Origin of the sequence: Pseudomonas silensiensis (genome assembly GCF_050434865.1) — a bacterium.
Taxonomy (GTDB): domain Bacteria; phylum Pseudomonadota; class Gammaproteobacteria; order Pseudomonadales; family Pseudomonadaceae; genus Aquipseudomonas; species Aquipseudomonas fluorescens_W.
Genome location: NZ_JBNDJH010000009.1, coordinates 99105 through 122234 on the forward strand (window position 1 = coordinate 99105; position 23130 = coordinate 122234).

Sequence of the window (23130 nt, forward strand, 5' to 3'; positions counted from 1 at the left end):
CTGTATATGATGCGGGTGAGTGGAATGGAAAACCTCGGCGAACTGATCAGGTTGCTGCGCAAAGAACGAAAAATGTCTCAACAGGACCTGGCAAAGCAGTACGGCATGAGCCGTTCCACGATTTCGGGTATTGAGAACAACACCATTTCCGAAATTGGCCTGCGCAAGGTTGAAGCGATCCTCAATGGCTTCGGGTACGAACTGACGGCCGTGCCGCGGCGGTCGATGCGTCCTACATTGGACACCCTCAAAAAGGTGAACTTCCATGGGTGAGCAGCAGGAAAAGGACCGGCTGCACATCAGTGTTTCCGGCACAACGGTCGGAACCCTCGGCCGTGGTCAGTCTCGCATTGATTCAGTGTTTGCCTACGCCGAAGACGCGCTAGAAGAAAATGCCGTCTCATTGACCATGCCCGCTCGCCTCGAGAGCTACACGTGGGAGCGAGGAGTCCCGCCGGTTTTTGAGATGAATCTGCCGGAAGGTTCTCTGCGCGATGAATTGACTCGTCGCTTCAGCAAAGCGATTCGAGGGTTTGACGACTTCGCGATGCTGGCGATCGTCGGCCCGCACCAGCTTGGGCGAGTGGGAATTAAAAACGCGCAAGAGGCGAACGACCGGCTCCCTGAAACCAGCCTTGCGGATCTGCTGGTTCATGACGGTGCGCAAGGTTTGTTCGAAGATTTGCTGCACACCTATGGCCAATATTCGGGCGTTTCCGGTGTGCAGCCGAAGGTGCTTATCCGTGACAGTGCGACAACTGTCGATCGATTGACCCATCGCGGGGCAACGCATCTGGTCAAATCGTTCCGGCCAGAGGAATACCCGGAACTCGCCGCCAACGAATACTTCTGCATGAGGGCTGCGTTGCATTCGGGCCTTGAAGTGCCGGTTTTCGAACTGAGCGATCACGGTAAATTTCTGGTCGTCGAACGTTTCGATCTGAGTGAAAGAGGCTATTTGGGCTTTGAGGATTTTTGCGTGCTCAATGCCTGGCCTTCGAAGGCCAAATACGATGGTTCGTACGAAGGCGCCGCGAGGCAGATCAAGGAATTTGTCTCCCCGCCATTGCTCAATAACGCCCTTGAGTCTTTTTTCAAAATAGTGGCGTTGTCATCTGCTCTGAAGAATGGCGATGCTCACCTCAAGAACTTCGGTGTGCTGTACGAACATTGCGGGGCTGATGCGCAAATCAGACTGGCTCCGGCCTATGACATCGTCACGACTTCGGTCTACATCAAGGCAGACAGCATGGCGTTGCTGCTAGGCGGATCAAAGGCGTGGCCCAAACACAAAATGTTGATGCGTTTTGGTCGGTCGGCTTGCAACCTGACCGAGGGACGGTGCAATGAATTGCTGCAGCAAGTCGTTCATGGAATGGATGTAGCGATGGCAGAAATGGTTGATTACATCAGGGGTAATGGCGCCTTTGCCATGGTTGGCGAAGCGATGATCGAACAGTGGAAATCAGGCATAGCGCGCAGCTTGCTCAAAAGCTGATTACCGCAACCCATCCCGAAACTGCCCCGGTGTCATCCCGGTCCAGCGCTTGAATGCGCGGCTGAAGCTGCTCGTGTCCGCAAATCCCAGCAGGTAGCTGATCTCGCTCAATGAGCATTGCGGATCGCGCAGGTGCAGCAGCGCCAGATTCTCGCGGCTTTCGTTGAGCAGCGTATCGAACCGGCAACCCTCGTCCGCCAGATGCCGTTGCAGGCTGCGCAAACTCAGGTGCAGGGCCTGGGCGATGTGTTCGGCGCTGGGCTCGCCTTCCGGCAATTGCTCCTCAATGGCGTCGCGAACCTTGCGTTCCCAGGTCAGGGGTTTGAGTTGGGCGAGGGTGCGCTTGAGCACGGCTTCGTTGTGTTCGGCCAGTTCCGGGTTGGCGTCGTCCAGGTGGCTGTCGAAGTCCACGACGGCGAATTCCAGTCGGTCTTCATCGGCGGCGAAGTACACCGGTGAGCGGAAGACTTTGTGCCATTGATGCGGGTCCGCCGGTTCCGGGCGGCGCAGGTACACCGCCAGCGGGGCGTAATCGCGGCCCAGGCGATTGCGGCAGGTGCGTACGTAAATCGCCGTGAAGGCGTCGATGGCTTCGAAGGCCGGGGCCGGATTGCCAGGCGGGATCTTCAGGCGGAAGCGGTAGCGGTCCTCGGCGCGGGTCAGTTCCAGATCCAGGGCATCGCTGACCACCTGGTGATAACGCACGATACGCTCGAACACTTCTCGCAGACTGCCGCTGGCGACCAGCGCATAACCGAGTGCGTGAAACGTGGTGGGGCTGACGAAGCGCGATACGCGCAAACCAATCGCCGGATCACCGCTGACCTGCACCGCGATTTCCCACAGACGCGTGGTGCCGGACAACGGGTAACGGGCGTTCGGGTCGTCCATCAGTTGCGGGTCGAGCCCCGCCTGTTGGCACAGGGCGGTGCTGTCGAGGCCCAGGGCATCGAGTTGCTTGCGCAGGGCGCGGGTCCAGCTGGCGAGGGAGGTCGGTTCAGTCATGCTGATTGGCGCTTCCGGTCAACAGGTTGGCGTTCACGGCTACCGCTTTGCGAGGGTTCACAAGGCAGGATGCGAACATCAATAACCAGAGGATGGAAGCATGCACGGTACTTCTGCAAGTCCCCAGCGACTGAATGCAGCACAACGATCAGCGCATATTCGTGAAGTGGTGCTGGCCAAGGGCGTCGAACTGCGTCAGCGCTACCCGATTCTCAACCATCAGGACGCCTTGGGCGCGGGCATTCTGGCCTTCGCGCTGGTCGGCATGATTGGCTCGGCGGCGCTCTACATGACCGGGGACATGGCCTGGTGGGCATGCCTGTTGCTCAACGCATTTTTTGCCTCGCTGACCCACGAGCTGGAACACGACCTGATACATAGCATGTACTTCCGCAAACAGCGTGTGCCGCACAACCTGATGATGGGACTGGTGTGGCTGGCGCGGCCGAGCACGATCAATCCGTGGATTCGTCGACATCTGCACCTCAATCACCACAAAGTCTCCGGCACAGAATCCGACATGGAAGAGCGCGCCATCACCAACGGCGAACCCTGGGGATTTGCGCGGCTGTTGATGGTCGGTGACAACGTGATGTCAGCGTTCATTCGTATGCTGCGGGCCAAGACCTGGGTTCACAAGATCAGCATCATCAAGCGCGCGCTGAAGGTCTACGCGCCGCTGGCGCTGGTGCATTGGGGGGCGTGGTACATGTTTCTGGGCTTCCATGCAGCCAATGGCATGGCCTATCTGATGGGGACGTCGATCGAATGGTCGGCGACCACGTTGTCGGTGATGCAAGTCATCGATATCGCTGCCGTAGTGATCATCGGCCCGAACGTGTTGCGTACCTTTTGCCTGCATTTCGTCAGCTCGAACATGCACTACTACGGTGACGTGGAGCCGGGCAATGTGATCCAGCAGACCCAAGTGCTGAACCCTTGGTGGATGTGGCCGTTGCAGGCGTTCTGCTTCAACTTCGGTAGCAGTCACGGCATCCATCACTTCGTGGTCAAGGAACCGTTTTACATCCGTCAGATGACCGTGCCGGTGGCGCATAAAGTGATGCGCGAGATGGGCGTGCGGTTCAATGATTTCGGAACGTTTGGGCGGGCGAACCGGTTTGTGCGCAAGGAAACAGCAGAGGCGCAGGAGGTTCGTGCCGCTCAGGCTTGATCGATGCACTCGGAAACTCAAAACGTTGGTCATCAATTTGACCCAAAGGGGCGCTAAGTTGTGACGCAAGGAGTGATCGATATATGCGATTTAGGCCTAATAAAGTAATTAAATATTCCTTTATTGGCTAACCGTTTCAGTCAATCATCCCATCCAGTGATGTTGTTCGCGCTAGCAGATTTTGAGTTTCCGGGGCCGTCTCCTTGGCAGGGTGCGGCCCCTTTTTTGTCTGTTCAAAAGTGCTGCATATTCCTTATGAGTCTTAATAAATAGCTTCTTATTCCTTAACGAATATAACTCTCCTCCCTATACTTGCTCAGGAACAGACACGCAGCAGGAGAGTTCCCCCATGCGCAACGAATCAATTCGCTATCTGATTGTGCCGGGCTGGCAAGGATCGCCAGAAGATCATTGGCAAAGCCATTGGCAGAACAGCCTGCCGAACAGCGCGCGGGTGGAGCAGGCCGACTGGCTGACGCCGCGTCGTGAAGACTGGGTCGCGGCACTGGCTGAGGCGATTGCCGCCGACAGCACGCCGGTGATCCTGATCGCCCATAGCCTGGGTTGCATCACTGTCGCGCATTGGGCGGCCACCGCGCCCGTGCAGTTTTTACGTCAGGTTCGCGGCGCCTTGCTGGTCGCCCCCGCGGACGTCGAGCGTGCGGCCTGCGCACCGGCCCTGCGCAATTTCGCACCGATTCCGACCCACCTGCTGCCGTTCCCGAGTCAGGTTGTCAGCTCCGACAACGACAGCGCCGTGAGCACACCGCGTGCATTGGAACTGGCTCGTCAGTGGGGCGCCGAGGCGGGGATTTTGTCGGGTGCGGGACACATCAACGTGAAGTCCGGTCACCAGCGCTGGGAGCAGGGTTTTGCCTATCTCTATCGCCTGCAAAACCGAATGGAACACCACGCCCTGCGACGTGCTTGAACCTTTTCTTCTTTTAAAATCGCCCCCGTCTCCCGGCGGTTCAGGGCGGGAGTCTGCCATGAGTTTTGAAGCCTTCGGTCAGCCGCTGCTGACCTTCCCCGACGCAGAAAAAAGTCCCCTGAGCATTCGCGCCAAGGCGCTGGTGTTTGTCGATCCGCGTTCCCGTCAGCTACGCCAGGAGCTGGAGCTATTGGCGCCACGCTCGATCTCGGTGTTGATCCGTGGCGAAACCGGCAGCGGCAAGGAGTTGCTCGCGCGGCACATCCATCGTGCGAGTGATCGCGGCGGGTTGTTCGTCTCGGTCAACTGCGGCGCGATCAGTCCGACCTACGCTGATGCTGAATTGTTCGGTTATGCCGCTGGCAGTTACAGCGGTTCGGCCAGCAGTCGCGCGGGTTGGTTCGGTTCTGCCAACGGCGGGACGCTCTACCTGGATGAGATCGGCGACCTGCCGCTGCCGATCCAGATCAAATTGCTCGCGGCGCTGGAAAACCACGAAGTCACTCGGGTCGGCGCTCACCAACCAAGCCCGGTGGACGTGCGCCTGGTCGCTGCTACCAGCATCGACCTGGCCCAAGCGGTGGCCGCCGGAAAATTCAATGAGCGGCTCTACCACTACCTCAGCGAAGGCCAGCTCGAACTGCCGGCCTTGCGTGAGCGGGTGGGCGATATTCTGTCGCTGTCCGAATATTTCCTCGGCATCTATAGCCAACGCCTGGACCTGCCGGTGCCGCTGATCAGCGAAGCCGCGCAGCATTTGTTAGAGCAACACAGTTGGCCGGGCAACACCCGGGAGCTGGAAAACGTCATTCACTTTGCGTTGTTGGTCAGCACCGGCGATGAGATTTTGCCGGAGCATTTGAACCTGCCCGAGGCGCCGCCGCCTTTGGTGCAGATCGAGCAACAAGCGGCTCGGCTGATTAAAAACGGCACGGCTGCCGAGCGATCTGCACTCAAGCAATTGCTCGAAAGCCTGACGCAGACGCTGTAGCGATCTGTATGAACAAAATGGAATATGAAAGTGAATAAAAGATATTGTTCGGGAATAAAAAATCCCGGTATTGTCCGCGTCACGCCAGCGATAGCACTTCATTAGCACTTACAAAAACCACTCGTAATAAACAAGCCGTCGTCGATCACGACCGCGATTTTCGATAAGGACACTGCATGAAAAAGGTTCTGTTGTTCACCGCATTGGCGGCTGCCCTGACCGCGGGCCTGGCTCAGGCTGGCGAGAAACTGGTGGTTGCGGCGACCCCGGTTCCACACGCCGAGATTCTTGAACTGATCAAACCAACCCTCGCCAAAGAAGGCGTGGACCTGGAAATCAAAGTCTTCACCGACTACGTTCAGCCGAACGTGCAGGTCGACCAGAAGCGTCTGGACGCCAACTACTTCCAGACCCTGCCGTACCTGAAGAGCTTCAATGAAGGCAAAGGTACCCACCTGGTGACCGTGATCGGCGTGCACGTCGAACCGTTCGGCGGCTACTCGAAGAAAGTCAAAACCCTGGCTGAGCTGAAAGACGGCGCAACCATCGCTATCCCGAACGAAGGCAGCAACAGCGGTCGTGCCCTGATCCTGCTGCAGAAGGCTGGCCTGATCGAGTTGAAAGACCCGAAAAACGCTCTGGCCACCCCGAAAGACATCGCCAAGAACCCGCACAACTTCAAGTTCAAGGAACTGGAATCGGCCATGCTGCCGCGTGTTCTGGACCAGGTCGACCTGGACATGATCAACACCAACTACGCGCTGGAAGCCGGTCTGAACCCGGCTAAAGACGCGCTGGTAATCGAAGGTGCAGATTCGCCTTACGTGAACTTCCTGGTGGCCCGTCCGGACAACAAGGACAGCGTTGCCATCCAGAAACTGGCCAAGGCCTTGACCAGTCCTGAAGTGAAAGCATTCATCGAGAAGAAGTACAGCGGCGCGGTATTGCCGGCGTTCTGATTCGCGAGGTAAACCCCTTCAAGGTTTCAAACGCCGACGGCTGATATAGCGTCGGCGTTTTTTTGTTGGGTGCTGGAGGGCATTTGGGAAATGAGTTGGCTTGAGAGCCACCCCAGCCCTCTCCCCACGGGGGAGAGGGAGCAGATCTTCATGCCTTTCAAGTCCTGAGTTCGACTTGAACTTGCAGGTCGCAGAATTTCGAACAAACACATCGGTCAGTCCCCTCTCCCCTTGGGAGAGGGCTAGGGCTAGGGCTAGGGTGAGGGTAGGTTCTAACTACCCCCGCGTATTCAAAGCCCTGCGCAACGCCATCAACAACTTCACGATGTCCTGCGGATCCAGCCGCTGTGGCACTTTTACGTCAGCCATTTTCTCTTCCTTGTGATGGTTCGGCCGGGGGAGTCTGGCCAAAATCGGTCCGTCCTTGGAGGGGTATTTTGAAAAAAAGATCCTTCCTACAGCGCAAAGAAAAATAGTCGTCTTCCGCTGCCGCGGCAAATGCGGAAGATAGTTTTTTGCGTGATATCAATATGCTTTAACGGTATTTAAATTCTTCTTTTTATACCTTTAAAGTCGATGCCTGCGGGGTAGTTATCCACTGCCCATGGACTGCACCACCGTCGCTTACCCTGCGGCGTCCAGGATGTTCAATGAACTTCGATTACGCATTTATCCTCAGCACCTTGCCGGCGTTTCTTAAAGCCGTGGGCGTGACGTTGCAGGTCGGCTTTATCGCCATCGGCACATCGCTGCTGGTGGCGCTGATCAACGCGACGATTCTGGTGTTCCGCACGCCTTACTTGCAGCGCCTGGTCGGGCTGTATGTGGAACTGGCGCGCAACACCCCGCTGTTGATTCAACTGTTCTTCGTCTACTTCGCCTTGCCGGCGCTGGGCATCAAGGTCTCGGGCTTTGCGGCGGCGATCATCACCATGACCTTCCTCGGCGGCGCCTACCTCACTGAAGTGCTGCGTGCCGGCGTCGACGCGGTGCCTCAGGCGCAGCTCGAGTCCGGGCGGTCCATCGGCCTGTCCCACGGGCAATTGCTGCGCTACGTGATCCTGCCGCAGGCCGGCATCCTCAGCCTGCCGTCGCTGTTCGCCAATTTCATTTTCCTGCTCAAGGAAACCACCGTGGTCTCGGCGGTGGCGGTGCCGGAGATTCTCTACACCACCAAGAGCTACATCGCGCTCTACTACAAAACCTACGAAATGCTCGCCGTGCTGACGCTGATTTGCGTGCTGCTGTTTCTACCGCTGTCGCTACTGCTCAGCCGTCTGGAAAGGAGGCTCCAGCATGGCCAGTTCGGGTCTTGAATTGCTGTGGGTGTCGTTGCCGCAACTGGGCAAGGGCGCCGCGCAAACTTTGTCGATCTCTTTCCTGAGCATCGCCATCAGCACCGTTGGTGGCGTGCTTTACGGTGTGCTGCGCACGCTGAACTCGACATGGCTGAACGCAATCCTGCGGGTTTATCTGGAGTTGTTCCGCGCAATTCCGGTGCTGGTCTGGCTGTACTTGCTGTTCTTTGGCCTGCCGATCTTTTTCGGCCTGAGCATTCCGAGCTTCTGGTGCGAGGTGCTGGTGTTGTCGCTGTGGGGCGCCAGCGAAGTCGGGGAGGTGGTGCGCGGCGCGCTGCATTCGCTGCCGCGCGGGCAGCGTGAAGCGGGGTTGTCGATTGGCCTGGACGGCCCGCAACTCTACGGTTACGTGCTGCTGCCCCAGGCGCTGAAACGCATGACGCCACCGACCATCAACGTCTACACGCGGATCATCAAGACCAGCTCGCTGGCGGTGCTGATCGGCGTGGTCGACGTGATCAAGGTTGGCCAGCAGATCATCGAGCGCACTTACGAATCGGTGCTGATCTACGGCGCACTGTTCCTGTTTTTCTTTTTCATCTGCTACCCGCTCTCGGCCGCCTCGCGCGTGCTGGAGCGGAGCTGGACGCAAGCATGAGCGCATTGATCGAGTTCAAGGGTTTCAACAAGTTTTTCGGCGAGCAGCAGGTGCTTGACGGCATCGACCTGCAAGTGAAGTCGGGCGAAGTGATCGTCATCCTCGGCCCCAGCGGCTGCGGCAAAAGCACCTTGCTGCGTTGCCTGAATGGTCTTGAAGTCGCCCACAGCGGCAGCTTGAATTTTGCCGGTCGCGAGTTGCTGGACAAGGGCACCGACTGGCGCGAAGTTCGGCAGCAGATCGGCATGGTGTTCCAGAGTTACCACCTTTTTCCGCACATGAGCGTGCTCGACAACCTGCTGCTCGGCCCGGTCAAAGTGCAGAAGCGCGACCGCCGCGAGGCCCGTGCCCAGGCCGAAGCGTTGCTTGAGCGCGTGGGACTTTCGGACAAGCGAGATGCCTTCCCGCGTCAGCTCTCGGGTGGCCAGCAGCAACGCATCGCCATCGTCCGTTCGCTGTGCATGAACCCGACAGTCATGTTGTTCGATGAAGTCACCGCCGCCCTTGACCCGGAAATGGTCAAGGAAGTGCTGGAAGTCATTCAGGGCCTGGCCCGCGAGGGCATGACCCTGTTGATCGTCACCCACGAAATGGCCTTCGCCCGCGCCGTGGCTGACCGCATTGTGTTCATGGATGCCGGGCGAATCCTTGAGCAAAACCCTCCCGAGATTTTCTTTACGAACCCGCAAACCGCACGAGCGCAGCAGTTCCTGGAGAAGTTCTCCTACGTCGCCGCACTACCCAAAACGACTCAAACAAAGGAACTGGAACTGCTATGAAAACTGCCAAGTCGTCTCTGCTGCTACTCCCGCTGCTCGGCCTCGCGTTGCTGGCCGGTTGCAACAAAACCGAAGAACCCGCCAAACCGGCGGCCACCAGTGCCAGTTATCTGGAAAAAATCAAAGCCCGGGACAAGTTGATCGTCGGTGTCTTCACCGATAAACCGCCGTTTGGGTTCGTCAATGAAGCCGGGCGTTATGTCGGTTTCGATACCGACATCGGCCGTCAATTCGCCAAAGATCTGCTGGGCGATGAGAACAAGGTCGAGTTCGTCGCGGTAGAACCGGCGAGCCGGATTCCGTTCCTGCAAAGCGACAAGGTCGATCTGATTCTGGCCAACATGACCGTTACCCCGGAGCGTAAGGAAGCGGTGGAATTCACCAATCCGAACCTCAAGGTGGCGGTGCAGGCGTTGGTGCCGCAGGCCAGTTCGGTGAAAAACCTTGATGACCTGGCGACCCGCACCACCATCGTCACCACTGGCACTACGGCCGACATCTGGCTGACCAAGAACCACCCGGACTGGAAACTGCTGAAGTTCGAGAAAAACTCTGAATCCCTGCAAGCGTTGGCCAATGGGCGCGGCGATGCGTATGCGCAGGACAATCTGGTGCTGTTCAGCTGGGCGAAACAGAACCCTGGCTATCGCGTGCTGACCCAGACGTTGGGCGCTGAAGCACCGATTGCGCCGGCAGTGAAGAAGGGCAACATCGAGCTGCGCGATTGGGTGAATGTCGAGTTGGCGAAGCTGGGTGAAGAGAAGTTTTTGCTCAAACTGTATGACCAATATGTGCGCAAAGAACTGAGCGATGACACCAAGCCTGAGAGCGTGATTGTCGAGGGTGGGAAGTGGCAGGGGTAATACTTCAACCTTTGCAGTGATCTTTCAGCCGCCATCGCGGGCAAGCCCGCTCCCACAGGTTTCGGAGTAGACGCAGATTTTGTGTCCACTGAAGATCATTGTGGGAGCGAGCTTGCTCGCGATTCGGTTTAACAGGTGCTGATTAGTCCGGCCAATACCACACCGGATCATCCAGTATCCGCTGCCCCGGTTTGGCCCAGAATCTTCTCCAGCACAATGCAATTGCACTCGGGATTCTCCTGCTGCGTGGCGCGCGATTCTGCTTTATTGTCGACGTCATCGTGCGCCAGGCTTTATTTCAACCCGTGAGGTGCACCCTGGGAACCCTGTTCTAAGCTCACAGTCGTATCGCCATTGGCACGTTCGTGCTACGCAAAGGAGTCTGCATGGTGGGTCCCGGATTGAAAACAGTGGTTGGCCTGAGCCTCCTTGTCCTGCTGAGCGCCTGTGGCGATAAAAAGCCGGTCGAAAAGGACCGTCCGCGGGTATTCGTGCAGGAAGTAAAACCTGCGGATTACGCGGCGACGGTGACCCTGACCGGTGATGTTCAGGCGCGGGTCCAGACCGACCTGTCGTTCCGCGTTGCCGGCAAGATCATCCAGCGTACAGTCGATGTCGGTGATCGGGTTTCGGCTAAACAAGTGCTGGCCAAGCTCGATCCCAAGGACCTGCAAACCAGCGTCGACTCGGCTCAGGCGCAGGTTGTTGCCGAACAGGCCCGGGTCAAACAGACCGCCGCCGCGTTTGTTCGCCAGCAAAAACTCCTGCCCAAGGGCTACACCAGCCAAAGCGAATACGATTCCGCCCAAGCCGCCTTGCGCAGCAGCCAAAGCGCCCTGACGGCGGCCCAGGCGCAACTGGCCAACGCCCGTGAGCAACTGAGCTACACCGCGTTGGTCGCCGACGCGCCGGGGGTGATTACCGCACGCCAGGCCGAGGTCGGCCAGGTGGTGCAGGCCACCGTGCCGATTTTCAGCCTGGCCCGGGACGGTGAGCGCGATGCGGTGTTCAACGTCTACGAATCGCTGCTGACAGAGCCGCCAGAGGGTAAAACGGTGGTCGTCAGCCTGCTCGACAAACCTGAGATCAAAACCACCGGCACCGTTCGGGAAATCACCCCGGCCGTCTCTGCGCAGACCGGCACGGTGCAGGTCAAAGTCACTCTCAACGGACTGCCGGAAGGCATGCAGCTCGGTTCGGTGGTGAGTGCCACGGCCAAGACGCCGGGCAAATCGGCGGTCGAACTGCCCTGGTCGGCGCTGACGAAAAATCTCAGCGACCCGGCCGTGTGGCTGGTGGACGATGAGGGCAAGGCACAGCTGCACACCGTCACGGTCGGTCGCTACCTGACCGGCAAAGTGATCATCAGCGCCGGTCTGAAGGGGGGCGAAAAAGTCGTCATCGCCGGCGGCCAGTTACTGCACCCCGGCGTGAAGGTGGAAATCGCCGAAAACACCTATAAGGATTTAGCCGAGGGAGCCCAGCCATGAAGCGTCTGTTACTGGTTTGCGCCGGTGTGATGCTGGTGGCCTGCTCGAAAAAAGAACCGCCACCGGAGCCAGTGCGCCCGGTGTTGTCCATCAAGGTCCAGTCCCTGGACGAAGAAAGCCTGGGCCGCTTCGCCGGCAGCATCCAGGCCCGGTATGAAACCAATGTCGGCTTCCGGGTGCCGGGGCGTATCGCCAGCCGTAATGTCGATGTCGGTGCCGAAGTCGATAAGGGCGCGCTGCTCGCCACGCTCGACCCCACCGATCAGCAGAACCAGTTGCGTTCCGCTCAGGGCGATCTGGCCAACGTCCAGGCGCAACTCATCAACGCCCAGGCCAACGCCCGGCGTCAGCAAGAGTTGTTCGATCGTGGCGTGGGTGCCCAGGCGCAACTCGACATCGCACAGACCGATCTCAAAACCACCCAGGCCTCCCTCGATCAAGCGAAGGCTGCGGTCGATCAGGCCAAGGACCAGCTCAACTACGTCGAACTGCGCGCCGATCACAAGGCCATCGTCACCGCGTGGAACGCCGAAGCCGGGCAAGTCGTCAGCGCCGGCCAGCAAGTGGTGACCCTGGCGCAGCCGGACATCAAGGAAGCGGTGATCGACCTGCCAGACACCCTGGTCGACCAGTTGCCGGAAGACGTGGTGTTTCAGGTGGCTGTCCAGCTCGAGCCGAGCGTCACCACCACTGCCATCATTCGCGAAATCGAACCTCAAGCCCAAAGCGCCACCCGCACCCGTCGCGCCCGCCTGACACTGGCCGACACGCCGCCGGGGTTTCGCCTGGGCACGGCGATCAGCGTGACCCTCAGCTCCACGATCAAACCGCGTATCGAGCTGCCCCTGACCGCGCTTCAGGAAGTCGATGGCAAGTCGCGGATCTGGGTCGTCGATCCGCAGACCCAAACCGTTTCCCCGCGAGACGTCAGCCTGATCAGCCGCACGGATTCAACGATGGTCCTGGCCAACGGCGTGAAGTCCGGCGAGCGAGTGGTCAGTGCCGGCGTGAACAGCCTGAAACCGGGGCAAAAAGTAAAAATCGATGAGGACAGCCCGCAATGAAAGGGAGTTTCAACTTATCCGAATGGGCCCTCAAGCATCAGTCGTTTGTCTGGTATTTGATGTTCGTCGCGCTGCTGATGGGCGTGTTCTCGTACCTGAACCTGGGCCGCGAGGAAGACCCGTCGTTCACCATCAAAACCATGGTGATCCAGACCCGCTGGCCGGGCGCGACCCAGGAAGAAACCCTCAAGCAGGTCACTGACCGGATCGAGAAAAAACTCGAAGAACTCGATTCTCTCGACTACGTGAAAAGCTACACCCGCCCCGGTGAGTCGACGGTCTTCGTTAACTTGCGTGACACCACCAGCGCCAAGGACATTCCGGAAATCTGGTACCAGGTGCGCAAGAAGATCAACGACATTCGCGGCGACTTCCCCCAAGGCCTGCAAGGACCGGGATTCAACGATGAGTTCGGTGATGTGTTTGGTTCGGTGTACGCCTTTACCGCCGACGGTTTGTCGATGCGCCAATTGCGCGATTACGTCGAGCAGGTCCGCGCCGAGATCCGCGAAGTGCCGGGGCTGGGCAAGGTCGAGATGGTCGGCGAGCAGGACGAAGTCCTCTACCTGAACTTCTCCACCCGCAAACTGGCGGCGCTGGGCATCGATCAGCGTCAGGTGGTGCAGAGCCTGCAATCGCAAAACGCGGTGACCCCGGCCGGGGTGATCGAGGCAGGCCCCGAGCGGATTTCCGTGCGTACGACGGGGCAGTTTGCCTCTGAGAAAGACCTGGAAAACGTCAACCTGCGACTCAACGACCGCTTCTACCGCCTCGCCGATGTCGCCGACATCAGCCGTGGCTACGTTGACCCGGCGACACCGGAATTCCGCTTTAACGGCCATCCAGCCATCGGCCTCGCCATTGCGATGAAGAAGGGCGGCAACATTCAGGCGTTCGGTAAAGCGCTGCACCAGCGCATGACCGACCTGACTGCCGATCTGCCGGTGGGCGTCGGCGTGCACAACGTTTCCGACCAAGCCGAAGTGGTGGAAAAAGCCGTCGGCGGCTTTACCAGCGCACTGTTCGAAGCGGTGGTGATCGTGCTGATCGTCAGCTTTATCAGCCTCGGCGTGCGCGCCGGTCTGGTGGTGGCGTGCTCGATTCCGCTGGTGCTGGCGATGGTCTTTGTCTTCATGGAATACAGCGGCATCACCATGCAGCGGATTTCCCTCGGTGCGCTGATCATTGCGCTCGGACTGCTGGTGGATGACGCGATGATCACTGTCGAAATGATGGTCACGCGCCTGGAAATGGGCGAGACCAAGGAGCAAGCGGCCACGTTCGCCTACACCTCGACCGCGTTCCCGATGCTCACCGGTACGTTGGTGACGGTGGCCGGTTTCGTGCCCATCGGCTTGAACGCGAGCTCGGCCGGCGAGTACACCTTCACGCTGTTCGCGGTGATCGCGGTGGCCATGATCGTGTCGTGGATTGTCGCGGTGCTGTTCGCCCCGGTGATCGGCGTGCACATCCTCAGCGCCAATGTGAAACCTCACGACGCAGAACCGGGGCGCATCGGTCGGGCGTTCAATTACGGCTTGCTTTGGGCCATGCGCAATCGCTGGTGGGCGATCGGCATCACCGTTGCGCTGTTTGTGGCGTCGGTGTTTTCCATGCAGTTCGTGCAGAACCAGTTCTTCCCGTCTTCGGACCGTCCGGAGATCCTCGTCGACCTGAACCTGCCGCAAAACGCCTCGATCGCCGAAACCCGCAAGGCGGTGGACAAGCTCGAGGCGACGCTCAAGGGCGACCCGGACATCGTGCGCTGGAGCACCTACATCGGCGAAGGTGCGATCCGTTTCTACCTGCCCCTCGACCAGCAATTGCAGAACCCGTACTACGCGCAACTGGTGATCGTCAGCAAAGGTCTGGAATCGCGTAACGCGCTAAGCCAGCGCTTGCGCGAGCGGCTGCGCAAGGATTTTGTCGGTATCGGCAGCTACGTCCAGGCGCTGGAAATGGGCCCGCCGGTGGGGCGGCCGATCCAGTACCGGGTCAGCGGCAAGGACATTGATCAGGTGCGCAAGCACGCCATCGCCCTGGCCACCGAACTGGATAAAAACTCGCACATCGGCGAGATCATTTACGACTGGAACGAACCGGGCAAAGTCCTGCGCATCGACATCGCACAGGACAAGGCACGGCAATTGGGACTGTCGTCGGAAGACGTGGCCAACCTGATGAACAGCATCGTGGTCGGTGCACCAGTGACTCAGGTCGATGACGATATCTACTTGATCAACGTGGTGGGGCGTGCGGAAGACGCCGAACGCGGCACCCCGGAAACCCTGCAGAATTTGCAGATCGTCACGCCGGGCGGCACGTCGATTCCGTTGCTGGCGTTCGCCTCCGTGCGCTATGAACTTGAGCAACCGCTGGTCTGGCGCCGCGACCGCAAACCGACCATCACCATCAAGGCTGCGGTGCGCGACGAAATTCAGCCGACCGATCTGGTGAAACAACTCCAACCCGACATCGACAAATTCGCCGCCAGTTTGCCGGTGGGCTACAAGGTCGCCACCGGCGGCACCGTCGAAGAAAGCGGCAAGGCCCAGGGGCCGATTGCCAAGGTTGTGCCGTTGATGCTGTTTTTGATGGCGACCTTCCTGATGATCCAGTTGCACAGCGTGCAGAAGCTGTTCCTGGTGGCCAGCGTCGCGCCGCTCGGGCTGATTGGCGTGGTGATAGCGCTGATCCCGACGGGCACGCCGATGGGCTTTGTGGCGATCCTGGGGATTCTGGCGCTGATCGGCATCATCATCCGCAACTCGGTGATTCTGGTGACGCAGATCGATGCCCTGGAGAAGGACGGTCATGCACCGTGGGATGCGGTGGTGCAAGCCACGGAGCATCGTCGCCGGCCGATTCTGCTGACGGCTGCGGCGGCGAGCCTGGGGATGATTCCTATCGCCCGGGAAGTGTTCTGGGGGCCGATGGCCTACGCGATGATTGGCGGGATTATTATTGCGACGTTGCTGACGCTGCTGTTTTTGCCGGCGCTTTATGTGGCCTGGTACAAAATCCGCGAACCGAAGAAAGAGGCCCGGTAAAGCAGAGCGCTGCGCGCTCTATTCGCGAGCAAGCCCGCTCCCACATTTGACCGCGTTCGTCTGAACAACTCGGTCAAATGTGGGAGCGGGCTTGCTCGCGAAGGCACCAGTACGGACACAGCAAGTCTTAAGTCTTCACACCTTACGCCAAACACTCGCCAACCAAGGCTGCTGCTCCCTCGGCAGCCCCGCCGGCCGGTAGTAATGCTCCAACTCTACAAACCCCGCCGCCGTCAGCAATTGCTGCCACGTCTCAAGATCGTGGTACGCCCCATAACGCGGCCCATTCCACCCTTCCTGATTCTCGCCACGCGGATTGGAACTGAACAACACCCCACCCGGCTTCAAAGCCCCGCGCAATTCCTTCAACACCCTAGGCAGTTCCTGACGCGGGATATGAAACAACACCGCATTGGCGAAGATCCCGTCAAAGCGCTCAGCCGGCAAATCCAGCTTCAGAAAATCTTGCTGCCAGACCTCACAACCACTGTCTTCGCGCGCCATCTGCGCAAACTTCTCCGAGCCATCAAGCCCGACAGCGGTGTGGCCCATGCGCGTGAAGGTTTGTAAATCACGACCCGGCCCACAGCCAAAGTCGAGAATGTCGAACGGTGCCGCCCCCTGAATATGCCGCAGCAGCGCATCAATGTTCTGGCTGACATCATGATCGCGAGTCCCTTCGCGAAAACTTTCAGCCACCGAGTTGTAATGGCCCAGGGTGGTGGAGGTGATCTGCTCGAGGTCGGTGGGGGTCTGTTTCATGGTCGGCTGCGCAGGCAATTGGGATTTGCCGAATATACGCCATGAGGCAGATAGCGATATCACTGACGACCAATGACTTGAGCCAGACTCAGCGCTTGTTGAGCCCCCGCGCCAGCCGATCCCCGCCCAATTGAATCGCCGCCACCAACACCACCAGCAACACAATCACCGTCAACATGATCTGGCTATCAAATCGCTGATACCCGTACCGATAAGCGATGTCGCCCAACCCGCCGGCACCAATCGCTCCGGCCATGGCCGATGAGTTGATCATGGTCACCAGGGTGATGGTGAAACCGCCGACAATCCCCGGCAATGCCTCAGGCAACAACACATGCCAAACGATATGCCAGCGCCGGCAACCCATCGCCTGCGCTGCTTCGATCAACCCGTGATCGACCTCACGCAGACTGACTTCGGCAATGCGCGCAAAGAACGGAGTAGCGGCGATGGTCAGCGGCACCACGGCCGCCCAAACGCCATACGTGGTGCCGACGATCAGCCGGGTAAACGGAATCAGCGCCACCATCAGAATCAGAAACGGAATCGAGCGGAACAGGTTCACGAACGCACCCAATGCGCGGTTCAGCGCTGGTGCTTCGTAGATGCCGCCCCTGGAGCTGGTGACCAGAATTACCGCCAGCGGAATGCCCGCCAGCAGCGCGATCAATGACGACACGCCGACCATCAGGAAGGTGTCGATGAAGCCTTGCAGCAAGCGATCAAACCACATAACCCAGCACCTCCACCTGTTGCGCCCAGTGGCCGGCGCGTTGACGCAATTCCTCTGCGCCGAGGGACGAACCGGTCACCGCCAGCAGCAATTGCCCGAGGGCATGGCCCTGAATCCGTTCCACGCCACCTTGCAGCAAACGCACGCGACCGCCGAGGGCACTGAACAACGCGGCCAGATCTGGTTCATCGCTGGCGCTGCCGGTGAACTGCAAACGCAGCACAACAGCGGCGTCCGAAGACTGTGGATGTGCCTGCAAGCGGCTTTGCAGTTCTTCCGGCAAACCGTGTTGCAACGGCGCCAGCAAGGTTTTGCTGACCTCGTGCTGCGGATTGCCAAAGACTTCCCAGACGGGGCCTTGCTCGACGATTCGCCCGTGCTCAAGCACCACGACCCGATCACAGATATCGCGAATCACCGCCATCTCGTGGGTGATCAGCACGATGGTCAGGCCCAGGCGCTGATTGATCTCGCGCAGCAGGCCGAGGATCGATTGTGTGGTTTCCGGGTCCAGCGCCGAAGTGGCTTCGTCGCACAGTAGAATCGCCGGGTCATGCACCAGGGCGCGGGCGATGCCGACGCGCTGTTTCTGTCCGCCGGAAAGCTGCGCCGGGTAGGCCTTGTGCTTCTCTTGCAGGCCCACCAGTTCCAGCAATTCGCGGACTTTCTGCTCGCGTTTTTCCTTGGGCACACCGGCAACTTTCAGCGACAACTCGACGTTCTGCCAAACCGTCTTGGCCGACATCAGGTTGAAGTGCTGGAAGATCATGCCGATGCGCCGACGCAGCGCCACCAGGCGGTCTTCATCGAACTCGCCGATGTCGACTTGATCGATCAGCACGCGCCCCGTGCTCGGTTGTTCCAGGCGGTTGATGGTGCGAATCAGCGACGACTTGCCGGCGCCGCTGCGGCCGATGATGCCGAACACCTCACCGCGCTGGATCGCCAGATCGATGCCGTGCAGCGCGGCGACCGGACCTTGCTGACCGTTGTAGGTTTTGCCCAGACCGATGAAGCGTACGTGAGCGCGATTCAGGTCCGGGTGCAGTTCGGTTTGTATGGCGTTATGAGGCTCTGGAATTTCCAGTCGCAGTTGGGTGGCTGCCGTCATATTCAGCTTTCCCAGCCGGCTTGGTAGAGCTTGCCGTGGGCTTTATCCAGCGCTGCACGAACGGCTGGCGAATGTTGGTAGATGTCGACGAATTTGATCAGGCGCGGGTCGGTTTTGCTTTTCGGCTGGATCACGAACTGGATCACGTATTCCTTGTGATCGAGGCCGTCGAACAGCAGGGCGGAGCCGGCATCGAAGGTCTTCGACAGGCGGATGTAGGCCGGGTAACCCTGGACCAGATCGGCGTCGTCATACGCGCGTACCAGTTGCACGGCTTCGACCTGCAGGATTTTGATTTTCTTCGGGTTGGCGATGATGTCTTCTTCGGTGGCCTTGTAGCCAACACCTGGTTTAAGCGTGATCAGCCCGGCCTTGGCCAACAGTTGCAAACCACGACCGCTGTTGATCGGGTCGTTGGCGATCGCCACGCTGGCGCCTTCCGGCAGCTCGTCGAAGCTTTTGTATTTCTTCGAGTAGAGACCGACGTTGTTGATGATCCCCGGCGCGAACGGCACCAGGTCAAAACCGGCGGCGGCCTTGGCGTTTTCCAGGAACGGGACGTGCTGGAAGTAGTTCACGTCGATGTCACCGGCGGCGAGGCTGACATTGGGCGCGATCCAGTCGCTGAACTCCACCAGGTCGACTTGCAGGCCTTGTTTCTTGGCTTCTTCGACGGCGGCTTCCAGGGGAATAGCGAAAGCGGCGGTGGTGCCGACCTTCAGCGGCGCGTCGGCGGCGAAGGTGATGGAGCTGAAAAGGCCAAGGGCCAGGGCCAGTGCTTTGACTGGGTGAGAGAGGTAGGTCTTTTTCATGTTGGATTTTCCAGTCAATTATTAAATGTGTGCGCGCATTTTGTGGCGAGGGAGCAAGCTCCCTCGCCACAGGGATCAGCGTCGATACGTCGAGCCAGTGTGTTGCTCAGGCAAATGCGCCTCTGCGTGAAACAGTTTTTCCCGCAGGCTGCCGCTGTCGTAAGCGGTCTTGTACGACCCTCGGCGTTGCAGTTCCGGAATCACTAGGTCGATGAAATCCACATAGCTTTCCGGCGTAACAATCCGCGTCAGATTGAAGCCATCCAGCCCCGTTTCCGCGATCCACGATTCCAGCTCGTCAGCGACCTGCTCAGGCGAGCCCACCACGGTGATGTAGCGACCTCCGAGGGCGTGTTGCTCGAGTAATTTGCGGCGGGTCCAGTCGTTGTTTTGCAGATTCTTGGTAGCGGACTGGATCGCGTTGCTCTTCACGTACTGGATAGGCTCGTCGATTTCGTATTCGGAGAAATCGATCCCGGTGGACGCCGAGAAATGCGCCACGCCGGCCTCGGCGCTGGCGTAGCTCAAGTACTCGGCGTGCTTGGCCCAGGCCAGCTCTTCGGTGGCGCCGACAATCACGTTCAGCCCCATGAACACCTTGATGTCCTCGGGGTTGCGCCCGGCCTCGACGGAACTGGCGCGCACCTTGTCCACTTGAACCTTGGTCGACGGTTTGTTCTGGCCGCTGATGAACACGCACTCGGCATGTCGCCCGGCGAACAGCAAACCGCGATCCGAACTGCCGGCCTGGAACAGCACCGGCGTGCGCTGCGGCGAGGGTTCGCAGAGGTGATAACCCTCGACCTGATAGAACTCGCCCTTGTGCTCCACCTTGTGCACTTTCTCGGGCTGCGCGTAGATCCGCTGCTGCGGATCGTTAAGCACCGCGCCGTTTTCCCAACTGCCTTCCCAGAGTTTGTAGAGCACTTGCAGGTATTCATCGGCCTGGTCGTAACGACGGTCGTGTTCCACTTGTTCGCTCAAACCCATGGCCTTGGCGGCGCTGTCGAGGTAGCCGGTGACGATGTTCCAGCCGACCCGGCCGCGACTCAGGTGATCGAGCGTGGACATGCGTCGGGCGAACAGATACGGCGGTTCGTAAGTCAGGTTGGCGGTGAGGCCGAAGCCAAGGTTTTTTGTCACTGCGGCCATGGCCGAAACCAGCAGCAGCGGGTCGTTGACCGGAAGTTGGATCGACTCTTTGAGCGGCACGTCTACCGAGTTTTGATAGACGTCGTACACGCCGACGATGTCAGCGATGAACAGGCCGTCGAACAGCCCACGCTCCAGCAATTGCGCCAGTTCGGTCCAGTATTCGATGGTTTTGTACTGAGTGGAGCTATCCCGTGGATGCGTCCACAGACCATGGTTGATGTGCCCGACGCAGTTCATGTTGAACGCATTGAGCAGGATCTTCTTTTTGGCATCTGCCATCAGATGGTCCCCCGCAGTGGCGGGTTTTCATCGTTGAGGTAGTAATTGCCGACCGCGTGATATTTCCAGCGCACCGGGTCGTGCAGCGTGTGTACCCGAGCGTTGCGCCAGTGGCGGTCCAGACCATGTTCGATCAGGGTTGCCTGGCTACCGGCCAGTTCAAACAGCGTGCTGCCAGCGGCGAGGGAAATCTCGGTGCTGATGGCGCGGGCTTCGGCGACGGCAATCGACGCGGCGGCAGCGGTCTCCGCGTTTGTTTGGGCCTGAGCCTTGTCGAGGAATTCGCCGGAGCGTTCCAGCAAGGCTTCGGCGGCGTGCAAACGAATGCTCAAGTGGCCGAAGCTCTTGAGGGTCAGTGGGTCTTCGGTGGCTTTGTCGTTGCCGGAATCGATCCACGGCCGGGTCTTGGTGCGCACGAAATGCAGCGCATCTTCATAGGCGGCGCGGGCGATACCGGTGTCGATAGCGGCATGAAGAATCTGCGCCAGCGGGCCGACGGTGGTCGGGCGCTCGAACGCGCTCTGAAACGGGATCACGTCTTCGGCGGCGACGTAGACATCTTCAAACACCACCGAACCGCTGCCGGTGGTGCGCTGGCCGAAGCCGCTCCAGTCGTCGATCACCGTCAGACCCTTGGCGTTACGAGGGACGAAAGCGAGTTGCTGAACGCCGTGTTCATCCACCACCGAAGTCGGGATGCGCTGGGCATAAATCGCGCCCGTGGCGTAAAACTTGCGGCCGTTGATGCGATAGCCGTCACGTTCTCCATGCAGATCAGGGGTCAGGCTGGTGGCGCGGTCGTGGGCGGTTTTGGTGCCCAGTTCCGCGAGGGCATTGCCGAAGCGCTGGCCGGCCAGCACTTCTGCGTACAGGCGTTTTTTCTGCTCTTCGCTGCCGTTCACCCGCAACACTTCGAGCGCGTAGAAATGGTTCTGCGGGATCTGGCCGAGGGAGCCGTCAGCCTGGGCGATCAGCGCGATCACCTTGACCAGCGTGACGTTGGAAACGCCAGCGCCGCCGTATTCTTTTGGCACGCTGATGCCCCAAAGACCCGAGCGGGAAAACACTTCCAGTTCCGGGTGTGGCAAACGGCGTTCGCGGTCGCGCAGGGCGCTGTCGCGTTTGAAATCTTCGGCCAGGTCACTGGCGACGATCAGGGCTTGCTCATCGCTGGTTATGACCGCGACGTGGTGAGAAAGAGTCATGTGTTTCTCCAGAGATCTGGTCAAAAGCGTTCTGGTCGTTAAATCCAGGAATGCCGGGCGGGCAGCGTGCCGTTCAGGTGATAGGTGCCGACGGCGTGATACTTCCAGCGCACCGGGTCGTGCAGCGTGTGCACGCGGGCGTTGCGCCAGTGGCGGTCGAGGTTGAATTCGGCGAGGGTGGCGCGGCTGCCGGCCAGTTCGAAAAGCTTTTCGCTGGCCAGCAGCGAGATCTCGGTGGTCAGGACTTTGGCTTCGGCCACGGCAATCGAGGCGCGGGCGGCGGACTCGGCGGTGAGCGGCGCGGCGTTGACCTGATCGAGCACTTGCCCGGCCTTGCGCAGCAGCGCTTCGGCGGCGTGCAGTTCGATCTTCAGCTTGCCGATGTCGGCGATCACATAGAGGTCGTCGCTGGCCCGCTCGACCTTGGCGTCGATCCACGGCCGTGCACGGGTTTTCACGAACGCGATGGCGTCGTCGATGGCGCCCCGGGCGATGCCGGCGTCAATGGCGGCTTGAATCAGCTGCGACACGGCACCCTGAATGTTCGGGTTGTCATTGATCTTCCAGTTATCCACCACCAGCTCGGCATCGACCTGCACGTTGTTGAGCAAAATGGTGCCGCTGGCAGTGGTGCGTTGGCCGAAGCCTGACCAGTCATCCACGATGCGCAGACCCGGTGTACCGCGGCGGACGAAGGCCAGCACCTGCTTGCCATCGTCGTTCAGCGCCTTGACCGCGACCCAGTGGGCGAACAGGGCGCCGGTGGAATAGAACTTCTGCCCGCTGAGGACGAAGCCGTCGCCGCTGGCGGTGATTCGTGCCTTGAGTTCAAGGGTGTTTTTGGTGCCGCGCTCAGGTCCCGCATTACCGATCCGCCAGCCGTCGAGCACGCTTTTGAACAGCTGCTTTTTTTGCGATTCAGTGGCGCTGCCGAGCACCAGGTTGAGAATGCCGAACTGGTTCTGCGGGATCTGTCCCAGTGCCGGGTCGGCCGCGGAAATGATCGCGAAGACTTCGGCAACGGTGACGAATGAAACCTGCGGGCCACCGTACTCGCGCGGGATGGCAATGCTGCCCAGGCCGCTGCGGGTGAACTGTTCGATTTCCGACCACGGCAGCTTGCGCTGCTGGTCGCGTTTGGCCGCTTGCAGGCGGGCGACTTGCGCCAGCTCATGGGCGGCCTTGATGGCTTGTGCGTCGTTGCGCAAAACCTGTGCGGGCAACAACAGGGGGGCGATGTCCAGATCACTCTGGACGATTGCATCTGCCAGACTGGACATCAGTGCCGCTCCTTGGCTGCACGCAATGCCCTG

The 23130-nt window shown here is 59.6% G+C and carries 21 protein-coding genes; 13 read left to right on the forward strand and 8 right to left on the reverse strand.

The annotated features are described in order from the left end of the window. The first annotated feature begins 24 nt into the window (after positions 1-24). On the forward strand, positions 25-273 hold the full coding sequence (locus QF010_RS15010) for a helix-turn-helix domain-containing protein (RefSeq protein WP_033058548.1): 249 nt from the start codon (positions 25-27) through the stop codon (positions 271-273). After that, positions 266-1498 carry a type II toxin-antitoxin system HipA family toxin gene (locus tag QF010_RS15015; RefSeq protein ID WP_429533419.1) on the forward strand — a complete coding sequence of 411 codons (1233 nt, stop codon included), beginning with the start codon at positions 266-268 and terminating at the stop codon, positions 1496-1498. Before QF010_RS15010 ends, QF010_RS15015 begins: the two co-directional genes overlap by 8 nt. Here the strand turns inward: QF010_RS15015 and QF010_RS15020 are convergent, their stop codons facing one another. Next, positions 1499-2503: an AraC family transcriptional regulator gene (locus tag QF010_RS15020; RefSeq protein WP_033058545.1), complete on the reverse strand. Its 1005-nt coding sequence runs from the start codon at positions 2501-2503 to the stop codon at positions 1499-1501. A 100-nt stretch (positions 2504-2603) separates the two neighbouring features. Here QF010_RS15020 and QF010_RS15025 point away from each other — a divergent pair, with 100 nt between their 5' ends. From QF010_RS15025 to QF010_RS15075, 11 genes are all read left to right on the forward strand, one after another. After that, a complete protein-coding gene (locus QF010_RS15025; RefSeq protein ID WP_429533420.1) occupies positions 2604-3677 on the forward strand; it encodes a fatty acid desaturase in 1074 nt (357 codons plus the stop codon). A gap of 349 nt (positions 3678-4026) precedes the next feature. Beyond that, positions 4027-4608: an alpha/beta hydrolase gene (locus QF010_RS15030; RefSeq protein WP_429533421.1), complete on the forward strand. Its 582-nt coding sequence runs from the start codon at positions 4027-4029 to the stop codon at positions 4606-4608. A 58-nt stretch (positions 4609-4666) separates the two neighbouring features. Next, a complete protein-coding gene (locus QF010_RS15035; RefSeq protein WP_429533422.1) occupies positions 4667-5599 on the forward strand; it encodes a sigma 54-interacting transcriptional regulator in 933 nt (310 codons plus the stop codon). 176 nt (positions 5600-5775) lie between these two features. Beyond that, the gene (locus QF010_RS15040) at positions 5776-6558 is read left to right on the forward strand and encodes a MetQ/NlpA family ABC transporter substrate-binding protein (RefSeq protein ID WP_033058537.1); all 783 of its coding nucleotides are present in this window, start codon (positions 5776-5778) and stop codon (positions 6556-6558) included. Positions 6559-7208: 650 nt separating this feature from the next. After that, entirely contained in the window at positions 7209-7874 is a 666-nt protein-coding gene (locus QF010_RS15045; RefSeq protein ID WP_008148239.1) for an amino acid ABC transporter permease, read from the forward strand. Then, the gene (locus tag QF010_RS15050) at positions 7855-8514 is read left to right on the forward strand and encodes an amino acid ABC transporter permease (protein ID WP_429533423.1); all 660 of its coding nucleotides are present in this window, start codon (positions 7855-7857) and stop codon (positions 8512-8514) included. The genes QF010_RS15045 and QF010_RS15050 overlap by 20 nt, the downstream gene beginning before the upstream one ends. Beyond that, entirely contained in the window at positions 8511-9293 is a 783-nt protein-coding gene (locus QF010_RS15055; protein ID WP_033058531.1) for an amino acid ABC transporter ATP-binding protein, read from the forward strand. Before QF010_RS15050 ends, QF010_RS15055 begins: the two co-directional genes overlap by 4 nt. Continuing rightward, positions 9290-10156: a transporter substrate-binding domain-containing protein gene (locus tag QF010_RS15060; protein ID WP_033058528.1), complete on the forward strand. Its 867-nt coding sequence runs from the start codon at positions 9290-9292 to the stop codon at positions 10154-10156. The genes QF010_RS15055 and QF010_RS15060 overlap by 4 nt, the downstream gene beginning before the upstream one ends. Positions 10157-10542: 386 nt before the next feature. Beyond that, complete coding sequence (locus QF010_RS15065; RefSeq protein WP_033058525.1) at positions 10543-11646, forward strand: efflux RND transporter periplasmic adaptor subunit; 1104 nt, start codon at positions 10543-10545, stop codon at positions 11644-11646. Continuing rightward, on the forward strand, positions 11643-12710 hold the full coding sequence (locus tag QF010_RS15070) for an efflux RND transporter periplasmic adaptor subunit (RefSeq protein WP_033058522.1): 1068 nt from the start codon (positions 11643-11645) through the stop codon (positions 12708-12710). Before QF010_RS15065 ends, QF010_RS15070 begins: the two co-directional genes overlap by 4 nt. After that, complete coding sequence (locus tag QF010_RS15075) at positions 12707-15760, forward strand: efflux RND transporter permease subunit (protein ID WP_429533424.1); 3054 nt, start codon at positions 12707-12709, stop codon at positions 15758-15760. Before QF010_RS15070 ends, QF010_RS15075 begins: the two co-directional genes overlap by 4 nt. A gap of 135 nt (positions 15761-15895) precedes the next feature. Here the strand turns inward: QF010_RS15075 and QF010_RS15080 are convergent, their stop codons facing one another. The 7 genes from QF010_RS15080 to QF010_RS15110 all read right to left on the reverse strand — a co-directional run bounded on the left by QF010_RS15080 (position 15896) and on the right by QF010_RS15110 (position 23097). Then, positions 15896-16522 (reverse strand): class I SAM-dependent methyltransferase, encoded by a 627-nt coding sequence (locus QF010_RS15080; RefSeq protein ID WP_033058516.1) that lies wholly within the window; start codon positions 16520-16522, stop codon positions 15896-15898. Positions 16523-16610: 88 nt separating this feature from the next. After that, entirely contained in the window at positions 16611-17255 is a 645-nt protein-coding gene (locus tag QF010_RS15085) for a methionine ABC transporter permease (RefSeq protein WP_429533425.1), read from the reverse strand. Further along, the gene (locus QF010_RS15090; RefSeq protein WP_429533426.1) at positions 17245-18366 is read right to left on the reverse strand and encodes a methionine ABC transporter ATP-binding protein; all 1122 of its coding nucleotides are present in this window, start codon (positions 18364-18366) and stop codon (positions 17245-17247) included. The genes QF010_RS15085 and QF010_RS15090 overlap by 11 nt, the downstream gene beginning before the upstream one ends. A 2-nt stretch (positions 18367-18368) precedes the next feature. Next, the gene (locus tag QF010_RS15095; protein ID WP_415766139.1) at positions 18369-19178 is read right to left on the reverse strand and encodes a MetQ/NlpA family ABC transporter substrate-binding protein; all 810 of its coding nucleotides are present in this window, start codon (positions 19176-19178) and stop codon (positions 18369-18371) included. Between the two features lie 75 nt (positions 19179-19253). Continuing rightward, entirely contained in the window at positions 19254-20612 is a 1359-nt protein-coding gene (locus tag QF010_RS15100; protein WP_429533427.1) for an LLM class flavin-dependent oxidoreductase, read from the reverse strand. Continuing rightward, entirely contained in the window at positions 20612-21817 is a 1206-nt protein-coding gene (locus tag QF010_RS15105) for an SfnB family sulfur acquisition oxidoreductase (RefSeq protein ID WP_429533428.1), read from the reverse strand. The genes QF010_RS15100 and QF010_RS15105 overlap by 1 nt, the downstream gene beginning before the upstream one ends. A 38-nt stretch (positions 21818-21855) precedes the next feature. Further along, complete coding sequence (locus QF010_RS15110) at positions 21856-23097, reverse strand: SfnB family sulfur acquisition oxidoreductase (RefSeq protein WP_429533429.1); 1242 nt, start codon at positions 23095-23097, stop codon at positions 21856-21858. Positions 23098-23130: the final 33 nt, after the last annotated feature.